Source organism: Mesonia sp. K4-1, assembly GCF_008017825.1.
Lineage (GTDB): Bacteria > Bacteroidota > Bacteroidia > Flavobacteriales > Flavobacteriaceae > Mesonia.
Map to the genome: position 1 here is coordinate 157,984 of NZ_VRLS01000026.1, position 12,134 is coordinate 170,117.

Consider the following 12,134-nt stretch of genomic DNA (forward strand, 5'->3'; position numbering starts at 1 on the left):
CATGAGTAATACCCTAACTGAAACCAGTTTTCAATTTCCGCAGCAAAAAAGTGTTTATAAAGGAAAAGTAAGAGAAGTATATGAGCTAGATAATGATAAGGTAGTAATGATTGCTACCGATAGACTTTCTGCCTTTGATGTAGTGATGCCAAAAGGAATTCCATATAAAGGACAAATTCTTAACCAGATAGCCACCAAAATGATGAATGATACCAAAGATATTGTTCCCAATTGGTTAGAAGCTACTCCAGATCCAAATGTTGCAGTAGGACAAATGTGTGAAACCTTTAAAGTAGAAATGGTCATTCGTGGGTACTTAGCCGGTCACGCAGCAAGAGAGTATAAAGCTGGAAAAAGAGAATTATGCGGAGTTGCCTTAGCGGAAGGATTAAAAGAAAATGATAAATTACCACAACCCATTATTACTCCTGCCACTAAAGCAGAACAAGGGGATCACGATGAAGATATTTCTAGAGAAGATATTTTAAAGAGAAATATCGTATCAGCTGAAGATTATGAGCAATTAGAAAAATACACTTATGCTTTATTTCAAAGAGGAAGTGAAATTGCTGCTTCACGCGGATTAATTCTCGTAGATACCAAATATGAATTTGGGAAAACTAAAGAAGGAAAAATTGTTTTAATTGACGAAATTCATACGCCAGATTCTTCTCGCTATTTTTATGCTGAAGGTTATGAAGAAAGACAAGAAAAAGGTGAGAAGCAAAAACAACTTTCAAAGGAATTTGTGAGACAGTGGCTTATTGAAAATAACTTTCAAGGTTTAAAAGGGCAGACACTACCCGAAATGAGTGATGAGTACATCACTTCTGTCTCAGATCGGTATATTGAACTTTATGAAAATATCACTGGAGAGAAATTTGTAAAAGCAGATATTTCTAATATTAAAGAAAGAATAGAAAATAACATATTAGATTATATTTCTAATTAATTTTTAAGTTATAAATATACCCTAGTCCAAATTCAGTAAAATCGGCCTGTCCTAAATTAGCGTTGATACTTGCAGATAAGTATATATTGTGGTTGGGATTAGAGTCAATACTTGTAAAGTAATATTTAACTCCTAATCTCGTAGAAAATAATTTCTTTAGTTTGTACTTAGAGTTATAGTCTCCTAAAAGCCACCCCTCTGGTATTTCTTGCGGGGTGTCTTTCCAACCTTCATTATATCGCCATTCTATACTATAAGAAGGCTTATATAAATTCACACCTATTTGAGTTAAAAATCCTATGTGATTAAGAAGAATCATTTCTCCAGTAATAAAAACACCAAATGCTGAAGCGTTAATAACAGGATGGTTTTTTAATGTTTCGAATTCTTCTCCCTTTTGAACCAAAGATTCATTATTATTTATATAATCGTAATAATGTTGATAATAATGATAGTGTATACCTGTACCTAATCTATAAGTGTTATTTATCTTTTTTCCTATTCCTAGTCTAAAAGAAAATACATTTTTTGGATCGTTAAAGCTAGGTGAAAATGTGTTTTCTCCCCAACCTGCTTCAACATTGATATAGGTATTTTGTGTTTTCTCAAACGTAAAAAATGATGGTGACTCTTTAATCTCTTTAATTTTTTTAAAGTTTATATTAGCATTCACACTAGTTAAAAAAGAATTGAAGCCGTTATTGGGTAATCTCTTGTGCCCGTTCGATTGGTGTGCGTAGCCTAACCCTAAACGTATATTGGTTGTTGAGGTTTGAAAAATGGGGTAGTAGGTGAAAAGTTTAAATGACCAAGTAATATTGGTAGAAACAGCTTTATTAATAGGGTTATTCTTCAGGTCATATTTTTCAGTAAAATAAGAAGAACCTAAACCTAACATAAGGTTTATTTTTTTTTCATTTAAAGTTAATAAGGGAAATTCAGCGTACGGGAGAATAGAAAATTGATAACCCAAGACATCACGGTTTCCCATATTACCTAGTCCTATTGCAACTCCTGTTTTAGGATAGTTAAGTCGGTATGCCCATTCTTCTTTATTATTCTTATGGTCTTTTCCTATTCCTATAGAAATACCTCTTTGCATATGTATATTAGGGAAATGTAGGTTTGCAGGTATCGTTTTACCTATCAAAACTTCAGATAAAAAGAAATAGTCCGTAGCAGAATTTTTAATTACTTGTGAGAATATTAATTGAGAGTTCAACAATAGTAAAATACTCAAACTATATAAATTAGTAGATGAACGTAAACCCCATTGAGGTAGTTTTTTAATCATAAATAAAGTATAAGTAATAATAGCGACTCTCTTACAGATGTATTTATTCAGCGTAAAGATCTTAAAATAATTAAAAAAGCCAAGTTAGAAACTTGGCTTTTTTATTTTAGTTGGCGCAATTTTCATTGTAGAAATAAATCATTTGATCAAAATCTTTCCATTTTGGTTTGTTTCCATACTTGGTAACTGTTGCTTCGCAATCACCAAAAAGCTCTTGAAAAATTTCTTTTTTGAAATCAGACTTATGCATTCTTTCTGCAGTAGCATTGTCTTTTTGAATATAAAAAGATTTATCTATAGATTTTTAATTTGTAATCCTCCCATTCCGAAACCACCAGCTTCTCCGGCTCTCATATCGTGAAATCTTTTATCCTAGAAGTATTGGTAGGATTTAATAATTGTAAAAGTAAATCCATCTTCTTTTTCTTAATCATTACAGGTACTTTTTCAAAATAGGCATAACCTTTTTCGAATCTTTCCTCATCATACGGACTTATAGTCCACTGGGCTGGATCGTGTGCGAAATCGGTGAATTTATTTAGTTTATCAAGATTATTTTGTGGGATATACACGAAATCAATATCTTCTATGGGCACTTCTATTTTGTTTTTATTTTCGTCCTTATAGCTAAAGCCTTTAATTAAACTTTTTTTTCTTTTTACAGATTTAATAGGAGTTTCTAACTCTGTACCATCTTCGAAAGTTATGTAGGAAACTTTTTTGGTAGAAATTCCTTCAAATGGTCTTAAAAATTGTTGAGCATTACTAGACAATGCAAATGCTAAGGTAGCAACTGCGAGTAAAAGTTTTTTCATTTTATAGGTTTAATGTTAATTAGTTGTTGTAAGTATAAAATAATTTTTAAAAGCATCAATCTTTATATCAAAAAACCATCTTTTAATAAATTTTATGAGATATTGTTATGTATTAGGAGATATAAATGACTTTATTTCTTAAAATCAATTTCAAAATCTTTCATAAGATCAAGGAGAACTTCTTCTGTTTTGGAGAGGTTTTTTGTTTTGGGATTCTTATTGTTCTCTACTTTTTTAAAATAACTTGCTATACTTCCGTCAAGGTATTTTTCTGGTATTATGGGGTGCACATAATATTCTTTACAAACCGTTTTGGTATTACCCAATCCGTTGGCAGCTTCCGCGTAAGCGAGATTTAAATTTTTGGTTTGTTGCTTTTCATCATCTTCAAGACCAATATCTCGAAGAGTTTCGAAGAATATTTTGGTGGCCGCCCAGGTTCTAAAATCTTTAGCCGAATAAAAATCACCACAACTGTTTTGAATATACTCATTGACCATTGTACTGTCTATGGTTTGGGTTTTTCCGTTCTCATCGTAATATTTGAACAATTCCCATCCAGAAATTTCTTCACAGTTTTGCACCAATTCTATTAATTTTTTGTCGGTAATGTCTATTTGATGTTCTTTTCCTTTTTTACCTATAAAATTAAAAGTGAGAATGTCTTTGCTTATATGTATGTGTTTAGACCTTAAGGTAGAAAGACCATAAGTTTTGTTTTTCTTGGCATAATAATGATTGCCGATTCTTATATGAGTTTCTTCCATTAGCCGAATAACCAAAGCGATTACTTTTTCTTTAGGCATTCCTTTCTTTCTTAGATCCTTATCTATTTGCTCTCGTATTTTGGGAAGTTGCTTACCAAAAGCTGCTATTTTGTAAAATTTGGTTTGATTTTTAAAATTGGTCCATTGTTCATGGTATAAATAGACTTTCCTGTCTTTGTCATCTCGACCGATTACCTGAAGGTGCCCATTTTTTAAATGCGTAATTCTAACGTTTTTCCAATTGGGAGGAATAACCAAATCTTTAATGCGTTTTTTTTCTTTTATAGAAGTAATTTTATTTCCTTTCTTGTCTTTGTAGTAATAACCTCTACCTACTTTATGCCGACTAATGGTTAAATCTTTATCTGAAATATAGACAAGATTAGCCATATTGGTAAACTCTTCGGGTTCTGTAATTATTTTCTTTAATTGTTGAGGTGAAAGTCGCACAGCTGTATTTTTTATTCCTGAATTTAAAACTAAAAACAAAACACAACTGATAAGGAAAAGTGAAATTTTTCTTTACGGATTAATTTTTATGAAATTTTAAAGATTTGTTATATGAAAAAGCCTCTTGAAAATATCAAGAGGCTTTAGGTTTATTTCCGCGGAAGCGAAATTTTAGTCAAAATAACTAAATGTCTCTCCGTTTTTAATTTGAAGTAAGCTTTCGTAAATTAACTTAATCACATTCTCTACATCATCTCTATGTACCATTTCTACGGTAGTATGCATATAACGTAATGGTAGTGAGATTAAAGCAGAAGCAACTCCGCCGTTGCTGTAGGCAAAAGCATCGGTATCTGTCCCAGTAGCTCTACTTGCTGCCATACGTTGGAAAGGTATTTTCTTATTTTCGGCTGTATCCATAATCATTTCACGCAATTTGTTTTGTATCGCCGGAGCGTAGCTAATCACGGGACCAGCACCAATTTTGGTATCACCTTCCTTCTTCTTATCGATCATAGGAGTAGTAGTATCGTGAGTCACATCGGTTACAATAGCTACATTTGGTTTGATGGTTTGCGAAATCATTTCGGCACCACGAAGACCTATTTCTTCTTGTACAGAATTAGTAATGTATAGACCAAAATCTAACTCTTGTTTATTCTCTTTTAATAGACGAGCAACTTCGGCAATCATAAAACCACCCATTCTATTATCTAAAGCTCTACAAACAAATTTATCATTGTTAAGTACAAAAAACTCGTCTGGATAAGTAATTACACAACCTACGTGAACACCTAGTTTTTCTACTTCTTCTTTAGTCGTACAACCAACATCTATGGTAATGTTCTCTATTTTTGGATGCTCTTCGTTGCTTTTATCCCTAGTATGTATAGCTGGCCAACCAAACACACCTTTTACAATTCCGTTTTTAGTATGAATATTTACACGTTTTGAGGCTGCAATCATATGATCACTTCCTCCGTTTCTAATGACGTGAATAAGACCATTATCTGTAATGTAATTTACATACCAAGAAATTTCATCGGCATGTCCTTCTATAACAACTTTAAATTTAGCATCGGGATTAATAACTCCTACTGCAGTACCGTAAGTATCGGTAATAAATTCATCAACATATGGTTTTAGGTAATCCATCCATAATTTTTGTCCTTCCCATTCATAGCCCGTTGGAGCTGCATTATTTAAATAATTTTCTAAAAAAGTGAGTGACTTTTTATTAAGGATACTATTTTTGCTCATAACTTAAATTTTACATTTTTACGAAAATACTAATAATTAAGGTCACAACGCTTGTAGCGGAATTAATTTTGGAACGATTTTGGCTAATAGTTATGTAAAAAATAATCACTTGAAGTACATTATTTCTATATATATATTACTCTTTTCTTTTGTGTTGCAAGCTCAACATACAAGCAGGGTGCTTGAAAAAGACACTACAAAGAAGCATTTGGTATCGACACCATCTGGCTTTTATATGATACAAGATGATTCTTTGGCTGTAGATGCTGTAAACCTAGATGAAGTACTTCTTCTGGGTCCTTTTAAATTTAAAAATAGAACAGAGCGAAGAACGTATTTGATTCTTCAAAGAAAAACAAGAAAAGTTTGGCCTTATGCTGTTCTAGCATCTGAAAGATTAACTCAATTAAACGAAAGACTTAATTCTATAGAAAGTAAATCTAAAAAAAGAAAATATACACGAATCGTTCAGAATTATATTGAAGATGAGTTTACAGAAGAATTAAAAAAACTCACTAAAACCGAAGGGCAAATTCTCGTAAAATTGATGTATCGACAAACAGGTGAAACCACCTTTGATGTAGTTAAGGAGTTAAAAAGCGGATGGAAGGCTTTTTGGTATAATACCACTGCAAGTCTTTTTAATATTTCTTTAAAAGAAACTTTCGATCCTTTAAACGTAAAAGAGGATTATTATATTGAACATATATTGAGAAGGAGCTTTCAAAAAAATGAGTTGAATAGAAGCGAGCCTGTCATAGATATTGATTTTTCTAAGAGTATGAAACGCTGGAATTAACTTCTACTCAAAATTTAGAATCTTAAACTCACATCTTCTATTAATTTCATGTTGTTCTTCTGTACAAGATTCTTCAGTCTCACAGTAGATAATAGGAAACCTCTCTCCGTAACCTATGGCAATAATTCTAGAAACGTCAATTTTATTTTCAGATAAATATTGTTGTACAGAATTAGATCTTTTCTGTGATAAGTCTTTATTATACTTATTATTTCCTCTAATATCGGTATGCGTTCCTATTTCAATTTTCATATTGGGATACTTTTTCATTAGAGAAATAACATTTTGTAGCGTTGCTCTAGATTCTTTTCTCATATACCAAAGATCGTAATCAAAGTAAATAGGTTCGGTTTTTATGTAATAAGCATTGTCTTTTTTAACAATCGCTTTTTCATTATCAATAATTGATTTTACTCTATTTTCTTTCGCTAGTTTCTCATTTGCTTTGGTAATTTCTAATTGTTTTTGTTGCTCAAGTTCTTCTTCTTTTTTCAGTTCTTCAATTCGCTCAAGACTCAGTAAAGACAAAACAATTTTATTTTCTTTTTTTCTGATTTTAGAAGTGTTTACAATTGTACTGTCAGGTTTATAACTTACTTTATGACCAGTAATTTTATAAGGATTTGAACAAAGAACTTTAAATTTAAATTCACCTTTAGGTCCTGTGATAATACTATCTCTGTCTACATTTTTATTATAGAGAATTACCCTAGCATTTGCTAAAACTTCTTTGGTATATTTATCTTGAACTATCCCTGTAATATATTGATAACAATCCTCTATAATTAAAGGTAAGGTTTCTTTAATTTGATAAATATCATCACTTCCTATACCTGTAGCTCGGTTAGAACTGAAAAAACCTTCTTTTGTCTCTGAATTTATCATAAAAGCAAAGTCATCTAATCCAGAGTTTATAGGAAAACCTACGTTATCAGGTTTTAAAAATTGATCATTTTCTTTCTTACTTATGAAAATATCTAAAAACCCAAAACCTGGGTGACCATCAGATGAAAAATATAAACTTCCTTCTTTGTCTATAAACGGAAATTGCTCTTTTTGTTTAGTATTTATAAGTGCTCCTAAATTTTTTACATCAGTAAAATTGTTGATGGAAACTTGATATATGTCAAAACCTCCAAAACCTCCAGGTCTATTAGAGGAAAAATAAAGTATTTTTCCATCTGAACTTAGTGCAGGGTGTTCTGTAGAAAAATTTTTATCATTAATAGGAAGGGAAATAACATTTTTCCATTCTCCATCAACGAGCTGTGCTTGATAAATTTGAAGTTGATTTACTTTAGCGGAATCTTTTTTTGTTTTTCCGTTAAGGTAATTATTTCTGGTAAAATAGACTGTTTTTCCATCTGAAGTAAAAACTGCATTCGATTCATGAAACTTGGTGGTTAAAGATTGAGAAAAGAGTTGGGCTGAGTTTTCCTGATTTAATGAATCTAATGAGGTGCTGTATAAATTAAGATAAGGCTTATTATTCCAGTAGTACATTTTTTCAAAAAACGAATGGGACTTTTTGGTAGCTGAGTAAATCAATTGGTCATTATAAATGGTTGATCCAAATTCTGAACTTTCAGTATTAATTGGTAAAGATTTTATATCATAACGATCCCCTATAGCTGTTACATTTTCTAAATAGCGCAAGTTGTTTTGATGTTTTTCAGGGCTATGTGAAGAATATAAGGTTTCAATTTTATTTGCCTCTTGATAATTATCTATTGCTTTTAAGGTTTGAGCATATCTAAAAAGATGCTCATTATTCATTAATTCTGACTTTCTACCTAAAACTTTTTCGTAAAGGGAGGATGCTTTTTCTACTTGAAAGGTGAAATAATACGCATCGGCTAAATTTAAAAGTGTCTCTTCTGAAGTTTTTTTATTTAAGGAAGCTTCATATAAAGGGATGGCTTTAGAATAATAGGTTTTTTGAAAATAATTATCGGCTTTTTTAGTCTGAAAATTCTGACAAAAAATAATTTGTGGAATTAAAATGAAGAAGAGTAGCTTAATTTTCATACAAATAATTTAAAAGAATCTTGGAGATTTATTGTAACCGCTTAATAAAGATAAATCATAAAGCAGAAAGAATTCGTGCGTACCAGAGTTGTAGTTTCCAAGATTGGTAATGGTATAATCGTAAGCGTAACCAAAGCTTAAGTTTGGGGTGATGCCAATTGAAAACATTCCGCTAACTGAATCGTCTAAGCGATAAGATGCCCCTAACTCAAACCGATTTAAGTACTTTACATTAAAAGAAAAATCGTACATTAATGGAGCACCTTTTACATTTCTTATCAAAAAGGATGGTTTTAGTTTAAACTCTGAGTTAAGCTGATATACATAACCTCCAGTAAGATAGGTGTGAATTTCTTCACTTCCCAAGCGTTGAATCCCGTCGGGATCATCTAAATGTTTACTATTTAGAAAATTAGGAGCAGAAAGACCTATGTAATAATCTTTATGAAAGAGAAATGCTCCCGTACCAAAATTAGGAAAGGTTTTATGTAAATTTTCTTGAAAAGCAGCATCGGTGCTCACGTCTCCACTTTCTAAGCGAAAATTATAAAAATCTGTATCTAAGAAAGTAATCCCAGCCTTTACGCCAAGTGATAGTTTAAGCTTGTCGTTAAGTTTTAAGATATAGGCAAAATCAGCAAAAATGTTATTTTCTTTTAACGCTCCTTCACCAATCTCATCAGAAATAAAAGATAAGCCAGTTTCAATCTTATTATTTAATGGTAGATGGGTGAAAAATGAAAAAGTTTGCGGACTCCCCGTCGCATTTATCCATTGCGTTCTATAAAAAGCGCCAAAATTGATTACCTCTGGAGTACTGGTAGCATATGCAGGATTAATCACATTCATATTATACATATAATGTGTAAACTCTGGATCTTGTTGTGCAAACCCTAGTTTTATGAATAATAAGAAAAAGAGAGATAGAGTAATTTTTTTCATATATAATTTTAAATATTATCTATTAAGGTATAGACGACCTTGTTGTGGTTTCTTTCTACCTTTATTGAAATGAAGTATATAAAAATAAACCCCATTAGGTGCAATACCATCTACTAATGCACCACTCTCAGAAGAGCGACCATCCCATTCTGGATGATCAATATCTCCTTTAAATAAAATTTTCCCGTAACGATTGTAAATTTCAAATTCATAATTAGGGTAAATAAATGAAATATTCGGGATTCTAAATACATCATTGGTCCCATCTTTATTAGGTGAAAAAGCATCAGGTACAAAAAAATCATAGTTAGTGACATCACAATCTGTAAGACTTACAAATACTTCTAGTTTTTCTTTTGAATCACAATTGGTAACAGAATCGTGTAAGTAAATATAGTAGACTACATTTTCTTTTAATAGAGTAGAGGAAGAGAGTAGATTATTATCTTCATCTAACAGGATTACCTCATATTGAAGGTTTTCAATTACCTTTTTAGATAAATCTTGTATAGTAGGATTATCGGCACCACAAAACTCGGCATCTAATAAAGTAGGAGTTGGGGTTTTATGGATTAAAACGTCAACGGGAGTTTTATCAGAAATACAATTTTGAGTATTACTTTGTGCAGCCCAATAAGTTCTTTCTAAAAGTATATGAGTGTTACCTAACGGAACAATTGAATTTTGATTGTCATACCAAGTTATATTTCCTGCATTAGGTAGTAAGTCTGCGATGGTAGCTTCATCTACTTCGCAAAATTCTTGGATAGCATTTGCCGTAGGCGGATTTGGTATGGGAAAGATTTCAAAATCTTGGTTACTGTTAGAAAGAATGCTACAGCCTGTTGCTAAATTAATAATTTCATTTACTACAAAAGAATAATTGCCGGCACTAATAAAAGTGTTAGCGGGTAAGGTAAATTCTGTTTGTCCATTAATTACGGGTAATGTTATATGTTGATTTAAAGAAATTCCTGTTTCAATAGAATAAATGATTTCAACTTGATTAATACCTGTTAAGTTAAAAAGTTGTATTAAAATCGGTTCACCGAAACAAATATTTTCAACATCAATAACTACATTGGAATTTGGTAGAGGAAAGACCTCAAAATCTATAAGTAAATCATCTGGATTTGAAGTACAATTATTTTCGGTCGTAATACTTGTAATTTTAAAAGTATTTATACCTGTATTAGGAATTAATGAGCTATTAATAATAAATGAAGCTTCTCCATTTACAAAATTTAAAGTTTGAGAACTATTGTTTATGGTGTTTGCACCTGTAATATTATAAGTGATGTTTAAAGACTCATTAAAGTTAATATCTGGGTGATTAATAATTATACTTAAGTTTTCACCTTCGCAAATATCATCTATGTTTAAATTTAAATCGTCATATACGGGCCATATTTCAAAAGTAGTTTCTAGGTTATAAATAATATTACAGATTAAATCGTTAGGATCGCTTACTAATTCAATATTTGTAATGGTAATAGAGTATACTCCTGGAGTTGGTGTAAAGTTTGAATCTAATAAGAATGATGTAGGGTCACTTAAACTAGTTTGTACTGAGCCATCATAATTTATGGGTCCGTTTACTTCATAATCTATATTTAACATATAGCTAGGGAGGCCAGTTAAACTTGGTAGATTAGTTATTAAAGCTTCAAGCGGAATTATACCTATTTCATTTTCACATATAGAGTTAACATCAAAATCAGAATTAGAGAAGTCTAATTCTCTTTGTATTTTAAGAGTCGTAATAGATGTTTGGGGTTGGCATATAGGATGATTAGGTGTTGCTGTATAGCTAAAGTCATATTCTCCGTAACCAAAAGTGTTAAAAATATTTTGGACGTCAATAGTCGTGTCACTATTATTACTAAATTCTGAAGTGCCAGAGTTTTCTGTCCAATTTCCATTAGGTTGTTCACCTATTAATATAACCGATAAGTCTAAAGTCGTATAATTAGCAAGGTCAGTTAAACCACAAATCTCTATAATTGAATCTATACCAGGGTTTGGTAATGGATGTACGGTTAATTCAACAGTTACTGTTTTGGCAGAACAGCTTCCCACTGCAGGAACATTATAAGTAAATAGGTAAGTTCCTGCACCCTGCACAGTGGCATTATAGAAACTCCCATTTAAAGCTCCAGTATTACTTTGGTCAACCCAAGTGCCAAAAAAGTGCGGGCTAGGATTATTACTTATAAATTGAAAAAGGTTTACGTCTAAATCATCTTCACAAGCATTAGCTATATAGTTATCTTCACCAGGGTAGCCTCCTATAATTAAAGTTATAGTAGCAGTATTATTAGTGCAATTAATAGGATCCACTGTATAAGTGTATGAATATACACCTCCTTGATTTATTTGCCATATATTAATAATATGCGTAGCGGTCCCAACATAAACATTTAAATTATCATTGTCTGTCCATGTTCCTCCAGTAATAGGAGTCCCTGGCAAAGCGTTGAATAAATTAAAATTTTGATTACTCGTGTCTGGAATATTACATATAGTAATTGTGGTATCACTACCTGCACATTGAGCTCTTGTATATTGGTTAATGAGAAACAGAAAAAAAAATAAGATATATACTTTTCTAATAGAAGAATAACCTTGCTTCATAAATAGTGAATAAATTTTATACTAATATAACAGTTTAGGATATGAATTTCCTAATTCAATTATAACAATAAATAAATTTTCACTTACACACTTTTCATTTTCAATGTATTAAGAGGATATTAAATAAAAGTTGCGATTTTGTTTGTTGATTAGGGAAAAAGGGTTGTATATTTGCACCCCGCTTAGCGCGGTA

9 protein-coding genes are annotated in these 12,134 nt (G+C 31.4%); 2 read left to right on the plus strand and 7 right to left on the minus strand.

The genetic code is table 11. From position 1 onward, the window contains the following. Position 1 precedes the first annotated feature (1 nt). Positions 2-952 carry a phosphoribosylaminoimidazolesuccinocarboxamide synthase gene (locus FT986_RS04980; protein WP_147864119.1) on the plus strand — a complete coding sequence of 317 codons (951 nt, stop codon included), beginning with the start codon at positions 2-4 and terminating at the stop codon, positions 950-952. Here FT986_RS04980 and FT986_RS04985 read toward each other — a convergent pair. The 4 genes from FT986_RS04985 to FT986_RS05000 form a co-directional block, all read right to left on the minus strand. Next, on the minus strand, positions 945-2,246 hold the full coding sequence (locus FT986_RS04985; protein ID WP_147864120.1) for an acyloxyacyl hydrolase: 1,302 nt from the start codon (positions 2,244-2,246) through the stop codon (positions 945-947). The two genes, FT986_RS04980 and FT986_RS04985, sit on opposite strands and share 8 nt — an antisense overlap. Positions 2,247-2,596: 350 nt before the next feature. After that, positions 2,597-3,061, minus strand: a complete 465-nt coding sequence (locus FT986_RS04990; protein ID WP_147864121.1) for a hypothetical protein — start codon at positions 3,059-3,061, stop codon at positions 2,597-2,599. Positions 3,062-3,192: 131 nt separating this feature from the next. Further along, positions 3,193-4,278, minus strand: coding sequence for a DNA topoisomerase IB (locus tag FT986_RS04995; RefSeq protein ID WP_147864122.1), 1,086 nt, complete (start codon positions 4,276-4,278; stop codon positions 3,193-3,195). A gap of 171 nt (positions 4,279-4,449) precedes the next feature. Then, positions 4,450-5,538: a M42 family metallopeptidase gene (locus tag FT986_RS05000; RefSeq protein ID WP_147864123.1), complete on the minus strand. Its 1,089-nt coding sequence runs from the start codon at positions 5,536-5,538 to the stop codon at positions 4,450-4,452. Between the two features lie 109 nt (positions 5,539-5,647). On the opposite strand from FT986_RS05000, the gene FT986_RS05005 reads away from it, so the two are divergent. Next, positions 5,648-6,337 carry a DUF4294 domain-containing protein gene (locus FT986_RS05005; RefSeq protein WP_255505904.1) on the plus strand — a complete coding sequence of 230 codons (690 nt, stop codon included), beginning with the start codon at positions 5,648-5,650 and terminating at the stop codon, positions 6,335-6,337. 3 nt (positions 6,338-6,340) lie between these two features. Here the strand turns inward: FT986_RS05005 and FT986_RS05010 are convergent, their stop codons facing one another. Genes FT986_RS05010 through FT986_RS05020 form a run of 3 tightly spaced genes read right to left on the minus strand, consistent with a single transcriptional unit; the run spans position 6,341 to position 11,941 of the window. Next, a complete protein-coding gene (locus FT986_RS05010) occupies positions 6,341-8,365 on the minus strand; it encodes an OmpA family protein (protein WP_147864124.1) in 2,025 nt (674 codons plus the stop codon). A 9-nt stretch (positions 8,366-8,374) separates the two neighbouring features. Continuing rightward, positions 8,375-9,307, minus strand: a complete 933-nt coding sequence (locus FT986_RS05015) for a type IX secretion system membrane protein PorP/SprF (protein ID WP_147864125.1) — start codon at positions 9,305-9,307, stop codon at positions 8,375-8,377. Positions 9,308-9,322: 15 nt separating this feature from the next. Further along, complete coding sequence (locus FT986_RS05020; protein WP_147864126.1) at positions 9,323-11,941, minus strand: gliding motility-associated C-terminal domain-containing protein; 2,619 nt, start codon at positions 11,939-11,941, stop codon at positions 9,323-9,325. Between the last annotated feature and the right edge of the window lie 193 nt (positions 11,942-12,134).

What these genes read in the sequence shown, in the direction of transcription:
- FT986_RS04980 (WP_147864119.1), top strand. Translation starts at nt 2, where the DNA reads ATGAGTAATACCCTAACTGAAACCAGTTTTCAATTTCCGCAGCAAAAA.
- FT986_RS04985 (WP_147864120.1), bottom strand. Translation starts at nt 2,246, where the DNA reads ATGATTAAAAAACTACCTCAATGGGGTTTACGTTCATCTACTAATTTA.
- FT986_RS04990 (WP_147864121.1), bottom strand. Translation starts at nt 3,061, where the DNA reads ATGAAAAAACTTTTACTCGCAGTTGCTACCTTAGCATTTGCATTGTCT.
- FT986_RS05000 (WP_147864123.1), bottom strand. Translation starts at nt 5,538, where the DNA reads ATGAGCAAAAATAGTATCCTTAATAAAAAGTCACTCACTTTTTTAGAA.
- FT986_RS05010 (WP_147864124.1), bottom strand. Translation starts at nt 8,365, where the DNA reads ATGAAAATTAAGCTACTCTTCTTCATTTTAATTCCACAAATTATTTTT.
- FT986_RS05015 (WP_147864125.1), bottom strand. Translation starts at nt 9,307, where the DNA reads ATGAAAAAAATTACTCTATCTCTCTTTTTCTTATTATTCATAAAACTA.
- FT986_RS05020 (WP_147864126.1), bottom strand. Translation starts at nt 11,941, where the DNA reads ATGAAGCAAGGTTATTCTTCTATTAGAAAAGTATATATCTTATTTTTT.